Consider the following 17,619-nt stretch of genomic DNA (forward strand, 5'->3'; position numbering starts at 1 on the left):
ATGAACACCGGGTTGAACCCGCCGCGGGAGACCCGCATCGAGTTGATCATCGCCTCGGCCACGTCGTTGTTGGCGTGGGTCCAGGCGTCGATCACCTTGTTGTACCGCTCGCCGAAGGTGATCTGGCCGGTGTTGTACGCCCGCTGGAACCGCTTGACCCGGGCATCCGCCTCGGTCAGCAGTTCGGCCTTCTCGGTCGGGATCTCCAGGTCCTCGATGCCGATCGACACGCCGCCCATGGTGGCGAAGCGGAACCCGAAGTCCTTCAACCGGTCGAGGAAGGTGACCGTGTCGGCCAGCCCCGCCCGGCGGTAGCTCTGCAGCACCAGCTCCGAGAGGATCTTCTTCTTCATCAGGTCGTCCCGGAAGCCGAGCTCGGTGACCAGCCTGCGCGGCAGGATGCTGTTGAAGAGCACCCGGCCCACCGTGGTCCGGAGCCAGCGTGGCCGCCGGGCCTCGGGATCCGCCGTCTCCTGCGGCGGCACGTACCAGAAGCAGATGGCCGAGTGGTAGCCGATGCTGCCGTTCAAGAGCGCCATCTCGATCTCGGCCAGGGAGCCCAGGTACTTGGCATCCTTCCAGAGCCGCCCCTTGGTGTCCTCGGTCCGGCCCACCCCGCCCTTCCGGAGCTCCTCCTCGAAGCCGGCCGGGAGCTTGGTCAGGAAGTACGACCCCAGCACCATGTCCTGGGACGGCTCCGCCACCGGCCGGCCGTCGGACGGCTTCAGGACGTTGTTCGAGGAGATCATCAGGAGGCGCGCCTCCAGCTGGGCCTCGAAGGAGAGCGGCACGTGCACCGCCATCTGGTCGCCGTCGAAGTCGGCGTTGAACGCCGCGCAGACCAGCGGATGGATCCGGATGGCCTTGCCCTCGACCAGCACCGGCTCGAACGCCTGAATGCCCAGGCGGTGCAGCGTCGGCGCGCGGTTCAGCAGCACCGGATGGTCCTGGATGATCTCTTCCAGGATCTCGTACACCTCCGGTGACTCCTTCTCCACGATCTTCTTGGCCCGCTTGACCGTCTCGGCGATGCCCTTCTCCACCAGCTTGTGGATGATGAACGGCTTGAACAGCTCGACCGCCATGGCCTTGGGCAGGCCGCACTGGTGCAGCCGGAGCTCCGGGCCGACCACGATGACCGACCGGCCGGAGTAGTCCACCCGCTTGCCCAGCAGGTTCTGGCGGAACCGGCCCTGCTTGCCCTTGAGCATGTCGGAGAGGCTCTTGAGCGGCCGCTTGCCGCGACCCCGGATGGCCTTGGAGCGCCGCCCGTTGTCGAACAGCGCGTCCACCGCCTCCTGCAGCATGCGCTTCTCGTTCCGAAGGATGACCTCCGGCGCCTTGTGCTGGATCAGCTTGGTGAGCCGGTTGTTCCGGTTGATCACCCGGCGATACAGGTCGTTGAGGTCGGACGTGGCGAAGCGCCCGCCGTCGAGCGGCACCAGCGGCCGGAGATCCGGCGGAATGACCGGGATCACGTCCAGGATCATCCAGCCCGGGTTGTTGGGCAGATCGCCCGAGTCGCCCGAGCTCAGGAACGCGTCCACGATCTTGAGCCGCTTGAGCATCTGCTTCTTGCGGTGCTGGCTGGTCTCGGTGGCCACGCCGGCCCGGAGCTGGTCCGCCAGCTGGCGCACGTCGATCCGGCTCAGGAGCTCGCGCACCGCCGGCGCGCCGATGTCGGCCCGGAAGGCGGTGTCTCCCTCCTCCCGCGCCTTGCCCCGGAGGGTGAGATACTCGTCCTCATCGAGCAGCTGGTTGGCCTCGACCTCCTGCTTCCCCGGCTCGATGACGATGTAGCTCGAGTAGTAGATCACCCGCTCCAAGTCGCGGAGGGTGATGTTGATCAGGTTCCCCATCGGGCTGGGCAGCGTCTTGAAGAACCAGATGTGCGCCACCGGCACGCTGAGCTCGATATGGCCCATGCGCTCGCGCCGGACCTTCGAGAGCGTCACCTCGACGCCGCACCGATCGCAGATCACGCCCCGATAGCGGATCCGCTTGTACTTGCCGCAATGGCACTCCCAGTCCTTGACCGGACCGAAGATGCGCTCGCAGAAGAGGCCGTCCTTCTCCGGCTTGAACGATCGGTAGTTGATCGTCTCCGGCTTGGTGACCTCGCCCCACGACCACCAGGCGCGCTGCCCCTGGAGCTCCAGGCGCTCGCGCTCCTTGGGATCGCGCGGGCCCCGGATCTCCTCGGGGCTGGCGATGCGGATGCTGATATAGTCGAAGCTCGAGCTCTTGGGCTCGCGGCCGCTGCGAAAATCAATCATGTCGTCCCTCTTTATTCGTCGCCGGCTTCGGTGGTCCCGAGCGTGACCTTCAGGCCGAGCGCCTGCAGTTCCTTCACGAGCACGTTGAACGACTCCGGAATCCCCGGCTCGGGGAGATTCTGCCCCTTCACGATCGCCTCATACACCTTGCTGCGGCCGTTCACGTCATCCGACTTGACCGTGAGCATCTCCTGCAGCACGTGCGCGGCACCATATGCCTCCAGCGCCCACACTTCCATTTCCCCGAACCGCTGGCCGCCGAACTGCGCCTTGCCGGCGAGCGGCTGCTGGGTGACGAGCGAGTACGGACCGATCGAGCGCGCGTGGATCTTGTCGTCGACCAGGTGGCTCAGCTTGAGCATGTAGATCGAACCGACGGTCACCTCGCCCTCGAAGAACTGGCCGGTGCGTCCGTCGCGGAGCCGCCCCTTGCCACCAGGCGTCAGTCCCGCCGCGCGAAGCAGCTCGTCGGCCGCCGCGTCGACGTCGGATTCACCCTTGGGCCCCAGCAGCCCGGCCAGCGCCGGGTGACTTGCCGCCTCCAGCGCCTCGGCCGGGCTGGCCGCGGCCGCCTTCTCCAGATCCTTCACCGCCTTGGCTGACGCCTTGTGCTGCTCCTTGCCCAGGTCGTCGCGCTCACTCTGCGCGCGGTGGAATTCCAGCTCCTGCCGCCGCTGGGTCAGCTCCCGCTCCGCCAGCTCCTTGGCGGCTTCGACCATGAAGCTCCGGACGCTGCCGAAGATCTCCCGGGTCTCCGCCGAGGCGTTCCGGGCTCCCAGCATGGCGATGCCCGCCTCGCCCAGGGTGGTGTGCTCGCCCTTGGGCGCCACCCGCTTGAGGTCGGCCACCAACCGGGTGATCGCCGCCGGCGGCAGCACCGGCGCCGCGTGGCGGAGCCGGAGACCTTCGGCGGCCCAGCGGAAGCCCGCCAGGCGAAGCAGCACCCCGATCTCCGCCTCATCCGCTCCCCGGAACACTGGAGTCTTCGCCTCGAAGCCCAGAATCCGGGCGCACCAGCCCAGGTGGGTCTCCAGGATCTGACCCACGTTCATCCGGCTGGGGACGCCGAGCGGGTTGAGCACGATGTCCACCGGCGTGCCGTCCGGCAGGAACGGCATGTCCTCCTCCGGCACGATCCGGGCGACGATGCCCTTGTTGCCGTGCCGGCCCGCCATCTTGTCGCCCACCGAGATCTTCCGCTTCTCGGCGATGTACACCTTCACCAGCTGAATGACGCCGGGCGGCAGCTCGTCCGGCTGGAGGATCTTGTCGATCTGGTCCTCCGCCTTCTCCTCCACCTTGGCCCGCTCCCGCCCGGCCATGTCGATGCTCTGGCGGATCCTTTCGTTGGCCGCCTTGTTGGCCACCCGGAGCGTCTTGAGGTCGACATCGCCCAGGTCCACCCCCTCGAGCGCGGACGCGGTGAGCTTGGTGCCGCTCGGCAGGTACTCTTCCACGGTGCCGGCCTTGAGCATGAGCGCCACCTCCTGGCCCGCCAGGAGATGACCCAGCTCGTCCAGCATGACCGTATTGATCCGCGCCTTCTCGTCGTTCTCGATCCGGCGCACCTCGCCGATCCGCTCGCCCCGGTCCTTCTCGACCACCTGATCTTCGATCCGGCTGAAGATCTTGACGTCGATCACCACGCCGGCCATGCCGGGCGGCACCTTGAGCGAGCTGTCCTTCACGTCCTTGGCCTTCTCGCCGAAGATCGCGGTGAGCAGCTTCTCCTCGGGCGACAGCTCGGTCTCGCCCTTGGGCGTGATCTTGCCGACCAGGATGTCGCCCGGCTTGACGTGCGCCCCAATCCGGACGATGCCCCGCTCGTCGAGGTCGACGACGCTCTCGTCCGAGACGTTGGGGATTTCCCGGGTGATCTCCTCCTGGCCCCGCTTGGTGTCGCGGACGTGCAGCTCCAGCTCCTGGATGTGGATCGAGGAGTAGACGTCGTCCTTCACCAGCCGCTCGCTCAGCACGATGGCGTCTTCGAAGTTGTGCCCGTACCACGGCATGAACGCCACCAGCACGTTGCTGCCGAGCGCGAGCTCTCCGCCCTCCGTGGCCGCCCCATCGGCGATGATCTCGCCGGCGTCCACCTTCTGACCGAGCTGGACCAGGGGCCGCTGGTTGATGGCGGTGTCCTGGTTGGTGCGCCAGAACTTCTTGACCCGGTAGCGGTCGTGCTGGTGCAGCCGGGCCAGCGGCGTGTCGCCCAGGGCGGCACCGTTGGCGCCGGCGTCGACGATGATCTCGTCCGCGGTGACCCGGGTAACTGCCCCGGCCCGCCGGGCCACGATCAAGGCGCCCGAGTCGCGCGCCACCTTCTCTTCCAGCCCAGTGCCCACCAGCGGCGCCTGGGGAAAGAGGAGCGGCACGCTCTGCCGCTGCATGTTTGAGCCCATCAGCGCGCGGTTGGCGTCGTCGTGCTCCAGGAACGGGATGAGCGCCGCCGCGATCGAGACCAGCTGCTCCGGCGCCACATCCATGAAGTCGATTCGCTCCGGCGGCAGCAGCGGGTAGTCGTCGCCCTTGCGGCAGAGCACCAGCTGGTCGACGAACGACCCATCCGGCGTGATGACCGCGTTGGCCTGGGCGACGGTGTAATCCTCCTCGTCGCTGGCCGAGAGCCAGCGGATCTCGTCGGTGACCTTGCCGTTCTTGACCACCCGGTACGGCGTCTCGATGAACCCGAGATCGTTGATCCGGGCGTAGGTCGAGAGGCTGGTGATGAGGCCGATGTTCGGACCTTCCGGGGTCTCGATCGGGCACATCCGGCCGTACTGCGAGTAGTGCACGTCGCGGACCTCGAACCCGGCACGCTCGCGGGTGAGCCCGCCCGGGCCCAGCGCCGAGAGCCGCCGCTTGTTGGTCAGCTCCGCCAGCGGGTTGGTCTGGTCCATGAACTGGGAGAGCTGCGAGCTCCCGAAGAACGCCTGGATGACGGCGCTTACCGTCCGGGCGTTCACCAGGTCATCCAGCGAGATCTTCTCGGGATCCGAGTTGATGCTCATTCGCTCCTTGACCAGCCGCGCCATCCGGCTCAAGCCCACCGAGAACTGGTTGGCGATCAGCTCCCCCACGCTCCGGATCCGCCGGTTGCCCAGGTGGTCGATGTCGTCGGTGAAGCCGCGCCCGTCGTGCAGGTCGATCAGGTAACGGATGATGGCGACGAAATCGTCCTCCGTCAGGACCGTGTGGTTCGCATCGGTCTTGAGCTTGAGCCGCTGGTTGATCTTGTAGCGGCCCACCCGGCCCAGATCGTACCGCTTGGGGTTGAAGAACAGCTTCTGGAGCTGCTGCCGCGCGGTCTCCAGGTTGGGCGCGTCGCCCGGCCGGAGCAGGGCATAGATCTGCTCCAGGGCCTCGGCCTCGCTGTGGGTCGGGTCCTTGGCCAGGGTGTTCTTAATCAGGGGCGACTCCGACCGGCCGGCCGGCAGCAGCACCTCCACTTTGTGGACGCCCGCCTTGATCAGCTTCTTCCTGAGCGCATCGGTCAGCTCCGCCCCGCCCTCGGCCATGACTTCGCCGGTCTCCGGATCGGCCGCGTCGAAGGCCAGCACATGGTTGTGCCGGTCGCGGGTGGTGGTCGGCTGCTCCTCCTCCCGGACGTCGAGCGTGGTATACCCGGCGAACACGGTGACGCTCTTCACCCCCTTGTGGCGCATCTCGTTCAGCCGCTCCTGGGTGAGCTCGTCGCCCACCTCCGCCAGCGGCTCGCCCCGCGCGTCCTCTGGGTTGAGGACCTGCACGGCCAACAGCGAGCCCAGGACCTCGCGCTTCTCCTGCCGGCCCTCCAGCTTGCCGGTGATGTTGAGCTCCTTGGTGGCGAAAAAGAGCTTCAGGATGTCCGCGTTGTTCCCGTGGCCGAACGCCCGGAGCAGCGCGGTGGCGGGAAACTTCTTCTTCTTATCGATGTGGACGTAGATCACGTCGTGAATGTCGATCGTGAACTCGACCCAGGAGCCCCGGAACGGAATGATCCGCGCCGAAAACAGCCGCTGGCCGTTGGGGTGGGTGTCCTCCTCGAACACCACGCCCGGCGACCGGTGCAGCTGGCTCACCACGACCCGCTCGGCGCCGTTGATCACGAACGTCCCGAGCGGGGTCATGATGGGCCGCTCGCCCAGATAGACTTCCTTCTCGATGGCGTTCTTGAGCCGCTTCTGGCCCTCGACTTCCTCGTACACATCGAGCCGGAGCTTGGCCTTGAGCGGCGCCGCGTAGGTCATGTCGCGCTCGATGCACTCCTCGACCGCGTACTTGGCTTCGCCCAGGGAGTAGCCCAGGAACTCCAGCTTGTATTTTTCGTTCACGTCGGTGATCGGGAACAGGTCCCGAAAGACGCGCTCGAGCGAGACGTCCTGACGCGCGCCATGGACGTCGTCGGGTACCAGCAGGGTCTGGAACGCCGCGGTCTGGATGTCGAGGAGGTGCGGCATCGGCATGCCGCCCTCGCGCTTGCTGAACGTGATCAGCGATCGGTTCTGGGTCATCGAGTCTCACTCTCACGCACGCGAGATCCGTGCGCGTATGCGTGCAACACAAATGGCCCCAACGTGGGTCCCCCACCGGAAGTGGGATGACCACCGGGGCTCGGCAGATTCAGGAACGTCCGAGTGCGTCTCAGGTGCATGCGTCTCACTGAAATAGCGCCGAGAGGACCCCTCCCGCCCGAATGGCGGGAGGGCGTACCAGGTCGGACGGCTACTTCAGTTCGACGACCGCACCCTGATCTTCCAGCTTCTTCTTGATTTCCTCCGCCTCCGCCTTGGAGATGCCCTCTTTGATGGTGCTGGGCACGTTGTCTACGGCATCCTTGGCTTCCTTGAGTCCCAGGCTGGTGATCTCGCGGACCACCTTGATCACCTGGATCTTCTTGGCGCCACCCTCCTTGAGGATGACGGCGAACTCCGTCTTCTCCTCTACCGCCGGCGCCGCCGCGCCGCCACCGCCGCCGCCGCCCGCCGGGGCCGCCGCGACGGTCACATTGAACTTGGTCTTGAAGGCGTCGATGAGGTCCGCGAGCTCGATGACGGTCTTCTGGCCGATCGCTTCGAGGATCTCTTCGTTGCTCAGCGTGGTCGTTGCCATGTCCTGATCTCCGTACGGTTAAGAAGCGGTACCGCGCTGTTCGCGGAGGGCCTCGAGGGCGCCGACAAATGAATACAGCAGACCGTTGAAGCAGCCCGCCACCTGAGCCAGCAGCACCTCGCGCGACGGGATCTCGCCCAGCCGCTTGACGTGGGCCGGTCCCACGGCCTTGCCGTCCACCAGTCCGATCTTGACCGCCGGCCGCTCGAACTCCTTGACGAAGTCGTTCAGCACCTTGGCGGCGGCGAGCGGATCCTTGGTCAGCACCAGGCCGGTGGGGCCGGCCAGGTGCTCGTCCAGCGCGTTGATGCCGTTCGCGGCGAACGCCCGCTGGGCCAGCGTGTTCTTCACTACCACGTAGGACACCCCGGCGGTCCTCAGCCGGCGGCGGAACTCGGTCATGCGCAGCACGCTGAGCCCGCTGAAGTCGGTCACGTAGACGTGCGGCGCGTCCTTGAGCAGCGCCGTCAGCGTCTCCACCGTCTCCTGCCGTTGGGTCTTGTTCATCGATACACCGCCGTGTCGAGTTTCACGCCCGGCCCCATGGTGCTGGAGACCGTGGCCGAGCGGATATACGTGCCTTTGGCCGCCGCCGGCTTGGCCCGCACGATGGTGTCCATGAACGCCGAGACGTTGGCCGCGAGCTGGTCGGGCGAGAACGACACCTTGCCCACCGGCGCGTGCACGTTCCCGGTCTTGTCCACCCGGAACTCGATCTTGCCGGCCTTGATCTCGCGTACCGCCTTGCCCACGTCCATGGTGACGGTGCCCGCCTTCGGATTGGGCATCAAGCCGCGGGGACCCAGCACCCGCCCCAACTGGCCCAGCTGACCCATGACGTCGGGCGTCGCGACGATGACGTCGCATTCCAGCCAGCCGTCCTTGATCTTCTGGATGTACTCGATCCCCACGAAGTCGGCCCCCGCCGCCTCGGCCTCACGCACCCGGTCGCCCTGGGTGACGACCAGGACCCGCACCGGCTTCCCGGTGCCGTGGGGCAGCACCACCGTGCCCCGCACCACCTGGTCGGCGTGGCGGGGATCGACGCCGAGGTTCACGGCGACGTCGACGGTCTCGTCGAATTTGGCGAACGAGGTGCCCTTCACCAGCGCGACCGCGTCGGCGATCGGATATTCTCTCCCGCGGTCGACCTTGCTGACCGCGGCGCGGAACTTCTTTCCGGCGGCGGGCATCAGTCGATCACCTCCAACCCCATCGAGCGGGCCGTGCCGGCGATCATCCGCATCGCGCTGTCCAGATCGGAGGCGTTGAGATCGGCCATCTTGATCTCCGCGATCTTCTTGACCTGCGCTCGGGTCACCCGCCCCACCTTGGTGCGGTTGGGGTTGCCGCTCCCCTTCTCCACCCCCGCCTCCTTGAGCAGGAGATTCGGGGCCGGCGGGGTCTTGGTGATGAAGGTGAAGGTACGATCGGCGAAGATCGTCACCACCACCGGGATCACCATCCCGCTCTGGCTTTGGGTCCGGGCGTTGAACTGCTTCACGAACTCCATGATGTTCACGCCGTGCGGACCCAGGGCCGTGCCCACGGGCGGGGCGGGCGTGGCCGCTCCGGCCGGGCACTGCAATTTCACCAACGCCTGGATCTTCTTTGCCATGACACTCCTCGTTTCGGCGGGCGCGTCGGTGCGCCCGATCCTGCCGCGATGACCCGCGCGGTCGCGGGCTGAGCGGACAACGCGCTAATGCCCTCTCAGCTGCATGTAGTCCAGCTCCACCGCCGTCGGCCGCCCGAACAGGCTCACCGACACCTTGACCTTCCCCTTGTCCGCGATGACCTCCTCCACCGTGCCGCTGAAGTCGGAGAACGGTCCCTCGGTGATCTCCACCACCTGCCCGATCATGAACGGGATCTCTTCCTTCGGCTCGGTCTCCGCCACCGCCTCGGCGATGCCCAGGAGCCGGTTGACCTCGTCCTGCCGGAGCGGCTGCGGGAGCTTGCCGGTGCCCACGAACTTGATGACGCCCTGGATGCTGTTCACCACGTGTAGCGCCTCCTGGCTCATGGCCATCTCCACCAGGACGTAGCCGGGATACAGCTTGCGCTCGACGTTCACCTTCTTGCCGTTCTTGATCTCGATGACTTCCTGGACCGGGACCAGCGCCTGGCGGATCAGCTTCTGGTCCGCCGGGCGCGGATCGTCCTCGATGCGCCGCTGCAGCAGGCTGCGCACCTTGTTCTCGTGTCCGGCCGTCGTCTGGATCGCGTACCACCGGTATTCCATATCGCTACCGCGCGAGCCGCGCGACTCCGTTCACCAGAATGGCCTGGAGGATCCAGTCGAGCAGACCGATCGTGATCCCCAGGACGATCGAGAGGATCACGATCATCCGCGTGGCCTTGATCAGCTCGTCCCGGGTGGGCCAGGTCACCTTGCGCAGCTCTTCCCGCACGGCCACGAGGAAGTGCCGCGTTTGGCCGAACCAGCCGACCAGACGATTGCCGGGCTGCGCCGCCGCCTGCACGCGCTCCACGGCTACTTGGACTCTTTATGGACCCGGTGCGTATCGCAGTGGGGGCAGTACTTCCGCCGCTCCACCCGCTCCGGATGCTTCCGCTTGTTCTTGTCCGTGAAGAAGTTGCGGTTCTTGCACTCGGTGCACTCGAGAATGATCTTGTCTCTCGGCATCTATCGCGTCCTACTTCAGGATCTTGGTGACGACGCCGGCCCCGACGGTGCGGCCGCCCTCGCGGATGGCGAAGCGGAGCCCCTCGTCCATGGCGATCGGGGTGATCAGCTCGATGGTCATCTGCACGTTGTCCCCCGGCATCACCATCTCCACCCCCGCCGGCAGCTCCACGCTCCCCGTCACGTCCGTGGTGCGGAAGTAGAACTGGGGCCGGTAGCCCTTGAAGAACGGGGTGTGCCGCCCCCCCTCCTCCTTGGTCAGCACATACACCTCGGCCTCGAAGTGGGTGTGCGGCGTGATCGACCCCGGCTTGGCCAGCACCATCCCCCGCTCGATCTCGGTCTTCTCCACCCCCCGCAGCAGCAGCCCCACGTTGTCCCCCGCCTCCCCCTGGTCCAGCAGCTTGCGGAACATCTCCACCCCCGTCACCACCGTCTTCTTGGCACTGTTGAACCCCACCACCGCCACCTCCTCCGACACCTTCACCACCCCCCGCTCGATCCGCCCCGTCGCCACCGTGCCCCGCCCGGTGATCGAGAACACGTCCTCCACCGGCATCAGGAACGGCTTGTCGATCTCCCGCTTGGGCTGGGGGATGTAGCTGTCCAAGGCATCCAGCAGCTCCTGGATCTTCTGCCCCTGCTCGCTCGCCGGATCCCCACTCTGCAGCGCCTGCAGCGCACTCCCCTTGATGATCGGCGTGTCGTCCCCCGGGAAGTCGTAGCTGCTCAACAGCTCCCGCACCTCCAGCTCCACCAGCTCCAGCAGCTCCGGGTCATCCACCATGTCCACCTTGTTCATGAACACCACGATGTAGGGCACATTCACCTGCTTGGCCAACAGAATGTGCTCCCGGGTCTGCGGCATCGGGCCGTCCGCCGCCGACACCACCAGGATCGCCCCATCCATCTGCGCCGCCCCGGTGATCATGTTCTTCACATAGTCCGCGTGCCCCGGGCAGTCCACGTGGGCATAGTGCCGCTTGGCCGACTCGTACTCCACGTGCGCCGTCGCGATGGTGATCCCCCGCTCCCGCTCCTCCGGCGCCTTGTCGATCTGGTCGTAGGCCGTAAACTGGGCCAGCCCCTTCTTCGCCTGGATCGCCGTGATCGCCGCCGTCAGCGTCGTCTTCCCGTGGTCCACGTGCCCGATCGTCCCCACGTTCACATGCGGCTTCGTCCGCTCGAATTTGGCCTTGGCCATGTCGCGTCGTTCCAGTATCTCGTGTGAGTCCTGATGCGACGGAGCAGTGCGTCGTCTCCGTCCGTTCCGTCCTAGTCCAAGCTCGCGCGCGGGATTGAACCGCGGACCTCATCCTTACCAAGGATGCGCTCTACCAACTGAGCTACGCGAGCGACCCTCTCATCTCAGTCCTTCCGCGTCCACCGGCTGCGTCCACAGTATGCAAGCGGGCGACGGGACTCGAACCCGCGACCCTCAGCTTGGAAGGCTGATGCTCTACCAACTGAGCTACACCCGCGTCTCCTACCCTGCCCGTCCAACCGACTGTCCGCCCGATCGACCGTCGCGTCCCGCCGTGAGTGGTGGGGGTAGGATTCGAACCTACGTAGGGCGTTAGCCCGGCAGATTTACAGTCTGCTACCATTAGCCACTCGGTCACCCCACCCGATGTGCTCTCGCCTGCGAGTCACCCGCATCTGAGACAGAACCCCGCCGGCGAAGAAGCGGGGTCCGTTCGTGCGAGGGTGTCGGCACCACCGAGCTGACGAGGGGAATCGAACCCCTAACCTGCTGATTACAAATCAGCTGCTCTACCAATTGAGCTACGTCAGCAAGAGAACAGGCCGAATTTGACAGACCCGTATGATAGAGGGCAAGTTGGCGTGAGTCAATGGCCTGAGACCCTACGACCGGACGACTTCGACCGAGCCGTCTCGACCGTCCCGCACCTCCCACCCGGACGCCCTCAGCAAGGCCCGTATCCGGTCCGCTTCCGGGTAGTTCCGGGCGGCCTTCGCCTCCCGCCGGCGAACGGCCCAGCGGAGGGCCCAGCCCCGGAGAGCCTCCTCGCTCCCTCCCTCGGGCGGAAGCTCCGCCAGTGCGCTCTCATCCCCCCGCTCGGCGAGCACCGCCGACGCGCCCACCTTCAGCACCTGCACCGCCGAGGTGACCGCCAGCACGCCCTCCGCGCGCTCCCACGCGGCCACCGCCCGTGGTCCGGGTCGCTGCCCACCGTCGAGCGCCGCGTTGGCCGCGCTGGCAAAGGCGAACATCGCCGCCACCGCGCGCGGAGCGTTGAGGTCATCGTCCAGCGCGTCGGCGAGCTCGCGCCCCAGCCGCTCGGCGGCCTCGGCGAACGGCGCCGCGTCGGCCTCGGACCGGCTCGCCAGCAGCCGGTGCTGCAGCTCGCCCAGCCGGCGGGAGCCTTCCGCCGCGCTGGCCAAGCCCTCGTCGGTCAAGTCGAGCCGCTGCCGGTAGTGCACCTGGGACATGAGCAGCCGGATGGCGCCGGGGTCGACGCCGTCCTCCCTCAGGTCCCGCGGCGTGGTGATGTTCCCGAACCGCTTGGACATCTTCTCGCCCCGCACGTTGAGGAACTCGCCGTGCACCCAGAAGCGGGCGAAGAGCTCCTGCCCGGTAAAGGCGCAGCTCTGAGCGATCTCGTCCTCGTGGTGGGGAAAGATCAGGTCCACCCCACCAGCATGGATGTCGAGCACCTCGGTGCCCTGCGTGCGGCGGAGCAGCTCCAGCGCCATCGCCGAGCACTCGAGATGCCAGCCCGGCCGGCCCCGGCCGAACGGCGCGTCCCAGGCCGCTCCCACCTTCTCGTCCGCCGGGCCGGCCGCCTTCCAGACGGCGAAATCCCTGACGTCCTCCTTGGCGTATTCGTCGGCGCTCACCCGCTCGCTGGCCCCGGTCTTGAGCTCCCGGCGGTCCACCTGCGAGAGCTTGCCGTAGGCGGGGAACCTGGCGATGGCGAAGTAGACCGACCCGTCCTCCGCGCGGTAGGCGATGCCCTTGGCCAGCAACCCCTCGACCAGCGTGATCATCGCCGCGATGTAGTCGGTGGCCCGGGGATAGACGCTCGCGTCCTTGATGCGGAGATAGCGCCGGTCCTCGTGAAAGGCCTCCACGAACCCCTCGGTATAGCGGCGCAGCGGCACGCCCGCCTCGAGCGCGCCGCCGATCGTCTTGTCGTCCACGTCGGTCAGATTCATGATGTGGAAGACGTCGTACCCGCTCGCCTCCAGCCAACGACGCAGCAGATCCTCGAAGAGGAACGTGCGGAAGTTGCCGATGTGCGCGTAGTTGTAGACGGTGGGCCCGCAGGTGTACATGGAGACCCGGCCCGGCTGAAGCGGCTCGAAGGTCTCGATCTGGCGGGAGAGCGTGTTGTAGAGCCGAAGGGTCACGCGCCGGCCGCTCCAGCCGACGCGGTGACGGCGTCAGAGGCGGAGCCACCCTCCACCCGGACGTGCACCTTGCGCTGCGGGAACGGAATCTCGACCCCGTCCCGGTCGAACCGATTCTTGATCCGCCGGCGGAACTCCCGGGCCACGGTCCACTGGGAGCCGGGTTGGGTGCGGATCAGGGTCCGAACGACCACCGAGCTGTCGCCCAGGGACTCCACCCCCACCACGTCGGGCGCGCCGTCGAGCTGCAGGCTCCACACCCGGTCCGTGGCGAGCTGCGCCGCCTCGTCCCGCACGATGCCAAGCGCCCGGTCGATGTCTTCGTCGTAGCCGATCCCCACGTCGATCACCGCCCGGGACCAGCCCCGGGTCTTGTTGCTGACGACCTTGATCTCACTGTTGGGCACCACGTGCATGACGCCTTCGCCATCCCGGAGGACCGCGACCCTGAGGGTCATCTTCTCGACCACGCCGCTCTTGCCGGCGATCTCGATCACGTCCCCGATGGCGAACTGATTCTCGAACAGAATGAAGAAGCCCGAGATCACGTCCTTCACCAGGCTCTGGGCGCCGAAGGAGATCGCCAGTCCCAGGATGCCGGCCCCGGCCAGGATCGGCCCGATATTGATGAAGACGTTGAAGGTGAGGAGCAGGGCGATGACCAGGAGGACCACTCGCCCGACGCTCCGGAGGAGTTGGGCGATGGTGTGGCCCCGCCGCTCCCGGAGCGTGGTAACCGAGTCGTCGCCGTCGTCGACGGCGAGCTCGATCCGCCGGGCGGTGAGCCGGACTACCCGGTAGGCGAACCACGCGAGGAGCCAGATCCCCAGCACCCGCGCGCCGTCGCGCACCAGCTCCTCCCCATCGATCTTGAGGATCTCTGCCAGGCGGCGGAGAACTTCACCGACGGTGAAGAGCGGAAGGCTGCTAGCTGTGAGCATACAGGCGGGGTGATCGCACGGCCCCTAACCTAGAGGACCGGCCCGCGCCGCGTCAACCGCGCTGCTTACCCGCGATAATCGATCCAGGAGGCGAGGACCGGGACGCGTTCTGCGACACAGAGCGCGAGCGCCTCCTCCGCCGACCCCGACGCCAGCGGGACCGCGATCCGGCCGCCGCTCACGCGAAGATCCGGAAACAGCAGCCGGAGCTCTGCCAGGCCTGGCAGGAACGGCGCGCCGGTGACGATCTGCAGTGTGCGCCAGCCGATCAGCCGCTGACCCTCCAGCACCGCGATGTGCCCGCTGTCCCGCACCGCCACTCGGCCGCAGCGACGCAGCAGCCAGCCAAGATCGGCGCTGGCCAGGAGGGCGCGCCGCCCCGCCCGGAGGCGGAGCGGACGCGAGCAGCTTCGAAGCCACGCCCCGAGGAGCTCTCCGGGCCGAGCATGGCCGAGGACTGCGAGGAGGGAAACGCGAGGAAGGAGTTGACCTGGTGCGCCCGGGAGCATGGCCCACGATGGCGCTCTGCTCCCGATCGGACGTCACCCTCCGCACCCGGTCAGGCGCGAAACAGCGCGCCGGGAAGGCCCCAACCGGTCAGCGGAGGTCGAGTGGATTCAGCTGTCCATCCTTCCAGACGCCGAGCCGGATCGGACGCAGCGGCCCGTGCGGCGGGATGGTGACCTCGGCCCAGAGCTGCTCGCCGGTTGGGCGCACCGACGGATCCGCGGCGTGCTCGGGGATGAAGTACACGACCGGCTCGCTCAGCACGGCCGAGCCCTGGCCAGGCTGCCACCGTGCGGTTGGCCGGCCGGAGCTGTCGTCGACCTCGGCGACGAGCCGTCCCCCGGCCTCGCGCAAGCGGACGCCGCGCACGGGGTCCAGCCCGGCGGCGCTCGGCGCACCGGCGATCGGCACCTGGAGGCGAAGCCGGACATAGCGGCCTCGGATGGGAAGACTCGGGTCGTAGGGTGCCGTGCGGGCCCAGGCGCGAGGCAAGCGGGCCCGGTCCACCATCAGCTTGAGCCCCAGGGCGCCGACCAGCGCCATGTGGACTACGGCCAGGGCCACGCCCGCCGCTCTCCGAGTCACCCGTTCGCTCCCCCGACCCGGGTCAGCAGTTGCCGACGACCCCGCTCCAGCAGATATCCCCCACCGAGGAACAGCACCCCGAGCCCGATCAGGCTGGCCGAGCGGCCCAGGCGGTCCATCACGCTGGAGAAGTAGAAGACCACCACGGTCAGCGCGAATCCCGCCACACCCAGGTTGATCCGCAGCGGGCGCCGCTCCACCAGACCCCAGGCGACGAGGCCAAGGCTGAACGCCAAGCTCCAGAGGTAGGGCTGCACCCCATCGCCTCGCGCCAGCCAGGTTCCGGCCATGACCCAGAGCGCGGCGGCCAGATTCGCGGCGGCGCCAGGACCCCGCATCCACCAGGCAAGCGCCAGCGGCAGCACGAGCGCCGCGCCCCAGCCCATCACAGCGAGTTCGATCGACGGACCGCTCGAATAGTGTCGTAAGCCGTGGACCGCCAGGAGGAATCCGAGGGTGGCCGGGATCAAGCCGAGCGCGCCGGTCCAGACCAGCGCGCGACGAAGTGCGATGCCGCCGGCCCGGGCATCTGACTCCGCGACCAGATACGTCAGCGCCAACAGGAGGATCCCTACGGACAGGATCAGCTCGCCATGCTGTTGCTCGGTCCGCACGATCCACTCACCAGTAAGCCAGGCCGGCGTGAGCAACGCCGCCAGGAGTGCCTGGGGCCACTGCCTCAGGAGACCCCAGCCAATCCACGCGCCCAGCGCCCAGAGCAGGAGCCCCCCGGGCCAGTGCTCCTCCAGGTGAAAGATCTGTCCCGTGAGGAAGACGGCACCACCCAGCGCGGCGGTGCCGCAGGCGTGCAGCGCGGCGGCAACCCCGCCCGCGTGCTCGGCGAGGGCGGCGCCGGCCATGTGCAGCGCGCCCACCGTCCCGACGACCAGCGCGAACCGTTGCCACGGCCCCAGCGCATCCCAGTGAGCCGCCACGAACAGCAGCACGCCGGCGGAGATCATCAGCCCGCCGAGCCCCAGGGCGAGCCGGACCGGCCACCGGAGACCGGTCTTGCCGTGGTGCGCGGATTCCCAGGCCCTGATGCGCTCGACGGCGGCGGCGTCCACCAGCCCGGCGCTGGCCCATCGGACCAGCGGCCGCTCCCAGGCGGCGGGCATCAGGCCGTTCGCCGTGATTGGAGATAGCGGTCCCGCACTCCGGCCACCGCGTCCAGCAACGGGCCCGGGTCGAACCGCACCGGGTCCGTCACCGGGAGACCGGTGTCGCGCGCCGCCTGCTCGCAGGCGCGGAGCGCTTGCGTCTCGGACAGGTCGTAGGTGTTGAGTGAGACCCCGATCACCTCGGTCGGGTGGACCGCGGAGCCGATCGTCTCGTACAGACGGATGTACTCGGTCAGCGGAGGAATCCGGAGCCACGCTTCCCTGCGATAGTCGCCGATATATTCCCGGCTGGCCTGGTGGCAGAGGATCAGCGCGTCGGGGCAGGCGCCGTGGAGCAGCCCGAGGGTGACGCCGGAATAACCCGGGTGGTTGATGCTCCCCTGCCCCTCCACCAACACCACGTCCGCATCGCGACTGCCCTCGAGCACCAGGCGCTCCGCGGCGCCCGCGACGAAGTCGGCCACCACGGCGTCCACCGCGATCCCCCAGCCCTCGATCATGATACCGGTCTGCCCGGTGGCCACGAATCGGGTGCGGATGCCCCGCTGGTTCAGTCGCCGGGTGAGTTGGAGCTGTGCGGTCATCTTTCCGACGTTGCAGTCGGTGCCGACGGTGAGCACCACCAGCGGCTCCACCTTCTTGGCCAGCCCCGAGGCGATCGGCAGGTCCGCCGGCGGGCGCCGGAGATCGTGCAGCGACCGCCCGTTGCTGTGCGCCTTGGCCGCCAGCAGCGGGTCGTCGCTCAGGAAGGTGTGCAACCCACTCCAGAGATCGCAGCCGTGATCCAGCGCCTGGGCCAGCCACGCACGCCATTCCTCCGGCAGTCGTCCGCCTTGCGGAGCGATGCCGATCAGGATCGCCGTCGGCCCCAGGGCCAACCCTTCCCGCATCGAACCGACGATGGGGATGGCTCCGCCGAATCCGAGCACCTCCTGTACGGGCCGGCCGGCGTGCTGCCGGTCGAGCACGCCGACGGTGCGCTCGGGGAGATAGCGGATTACCGAGTTGGCGGTCTTGGACGTCATCGGGCCGAAGTCGCCGTCGGCGACGATGAGGTATCGCGGTGTGGTCAT

Annotated in this window: 16 protein-coding genes and 4 tRNA genes; all 20 read right to left on the minus strand. The window is 67.7% G+C overall.

Annotated features, from left to right (window positions below; genetic code table 11):
* Positions 1-2,276 (minus strand): DNA-directed RNA polymerase subunit beta' (rpoC, locus tag VHR41_13725; GenBank protein HEX3235255.1); only part of this gene is annotated, 2,276 nt, incomplete at its 3' end.
* A gap of 11 nt (positions 2,277-2,287) precedes the next feature.
* A complete protein-coding gene (gene rpoB / locus VHR41_13730) occupies positions 2,288-6,769 on the minus strand; it encodes a DNA-directed RNA polymerase subunit beta (protein ID HEX3235256.1) in 4,482 nt (1,493 codons plus the stop codon).
* Positions 6,770-6,980: 211 nt separating this feature from the next.
* Positions 6,981-7,367, minus strand: a complete 387-nt coding sequence (gene rplL / locus VHR41_13735; protein ID HEX3235257.1) for a 50S ribosomal protein L7/L12 — start codon at positions 7,365-7,367, stop codon at positions 6,981-6,983.
* A gap of 18 nt (positions 7,368-7,385) precedes the next feature.
* On the minus strand, positions 7,386-7,874 hold the full coding sequence (gene rplJ, locus VHR41_13740; protein ID HEX3235258.1) for a 50S ribosomal protein L10: 489 nt from the start codon (positions 7,872-7,874) through the stop codon (positions 7,386-7,388).
* Positions 7,871-8,560 (minus strand): 50S ribosomal protein L1, encoded by a 690-nt coding sequence (gene rplA / locus VHR41_13745; GenBank protein ID HEX3235259.1) that lies wholly within the window; start codon positions 8,558-8,560, stop codon positions 7,871-7,873. The genes rplJ and rplA overlap by 4 nt, the downstream gene beginning before the upstream one ends.
* Positions 8,560-8,985 (minus strand): 50S ribosomal protein L11, encoded by a 426-nt coding sequence (rplK, locus tag VHR41_13750; GenBank protein HEX3235260.1) that lies wholly within the window; start codon positions 8,983-8,985, stop codon positions 8,560-8,562. The genes rplA and rplK overlap by 1 nt, the downstream gene beginning before the upstream one ends.
* 84 nt (positions 8,986-9,069) lie before the next feature.
* On the minus strand, positions 9,070-9,612 hold the full coding sequence (gene nusG / locus VHR41_13755; protein HEX3235261.1) for a transcription termination/antitermination protein NusG: 543 nt from the start codon (positions 9,610-9,612) through the stop codon (positions 9,070-9,072).
* A 4-nt stretch (positions 9,613-9,616) separates the two neighbouring features.
* Positions 9,617-9,862 carry a preprotein translocase subunit SecE gene (gene secE / locus VHR41_13760; GenBank protein HEX3235262.1) on the minus strand — a complete coding sequence of 82 codons (246 nt, stop codon included), beginning with the start codon at positions 9,860-9,862 and terminating at the stop codon, positions 9,617-9,619.
* A 2-nt stretch (positions 9,863-9,864) separates the two neighbouring features.
* On the minus strand, positions 9,865-10,017 hold the full coding sequence (gene rpmG, locus VHR41_13765) for a 50S ribosomal protein L33 (GenBank protein HEX3235263.1): 153 nt from the start codon (positions 10,015-10,017) through the stop codon (positions 9,865-9,867).
* Positions 10,018-10,027: 10 nt separating this feature from the next.
* Entirely contained in the window at positions 10,028-11,221 is a 1,194-nt protein-coding gene (tuf, locus tag VHR41_13770; protein HEX3235264.1) for an elongation factor Tu, read from the minus strand.
* Positions 11,222-11,300: 79 nt separating this feature from the next.
* Positions 11,301-11,373, minus strand: a tRNA-Thr gene (locus VHR41_13775).
* A 52-nt stretch (positions 11,374-11,425) separates the two neighbouring features.
* Positions 11,426-11,498: transfer RNA gene (locus tag VHR41_13780), tRNA-Gly, on the minus strand.
* A 62-nt stretch (positions 11,499-11,560) separates the two neighbouring features.
* A tRNA-Tyr gene (locus VHR41_13785) sits at positions 11,561-11,645 on the minus strand.
* A gap of 94 nt (positions 11,646-11,739) precedes the next feature.
* Positions 11,740-11,812, minus strand: a tRNA-Thr gene (locus VHR41_13790).
* Between the two features lie 71 nt (positions 11,813-11,883).
* On the minus strand, positions 11,884-13,392 hold the full coding sequence (gene cysS, locus VHR41_13795) for a cysteine--tRNA ligase (protein ID HEX3235265.1): 1,509 nt from the start codon (positions 13,390-13,392) through the stop codon (positions 11,884-11,886).
* A complete protein-coding gene (locus tag VHR41_13800) occupies positions 13,389-14,333 on the minus strand; it encodes a mechanosensitive ion channel family protein (protein ID HEX3235266.1) in 945 nt (314 codons plus the stop codon). The genes cysS and VHR41_13800 overlap by 4 nt, the downstream gene beginning before the upstream one ends.
* A gap of 65 nt (positions 14,334-14,398) precedes the next feature.
* Positions 14,399-14,647 carry a hypothetical protein gene (locus VHR41_13805; GenBank protein ID HEX3235267.1) on the minus strand — a complete coding sequence of 83 codons (249 nt, stop codon included), beginning with the start codon at positions 14,645-14,647 and terminating at the stop codon, positions 14,399-14,401.
* A 283-nt stretch (positions 14,648-14,930) separates the two neighbouring features.
* Positions 14,931-15,425 carry a hypothetical protein gene (locus tag VHR41_13810; protein HEX3235268.1) on the minus strand — a complete coding sequence of 165 codons (495 nt, stop codon included), beginning with the start codon at positions 15,423-15,425 and terminating at the stop codon, positions 14,931-14,933.
* Positions 15,422-16,543: a DUF2157 domain-containing protein gene (locus VHR41_13815; protein HEX3235269.1), complete on the minus strand. Its 1,122-nt coding sequence runs from the start codon at positions 16,541-16,543 to the stop codon at positions 15,422-15,424. The genes VHR41_13810 and VHR41_13815 overlap by 4 nt, the downstream gene beginning before the upstream one ends.
* Positions 16,543-17,619 carry a DUF1611 domain-containing protein gene (locus VHR41_13820; protein HEX3235270.1) on the minus strand — a complete coding sequence of 359 codons (1,077 nt, stop codon included), beginning with the start codon at positions 17,617-17,619 and terminating at the stop codon, positions 16,543-16,545. Before VHR41_13820 ends, VHR41_13815 begins: the two co-directional genes overlap by 1 nt.

The sequence above is a fragment of the Gemmatimonadales bacterium genome (assembly GCA_036265815.1).
Taxonomy (GTDB): domain Bacteria; phylum Gemmatimonadota; class Gemmatimonadetes; order Gemmatimonadales; family GWC2-71-9; genus CAVVWJ01.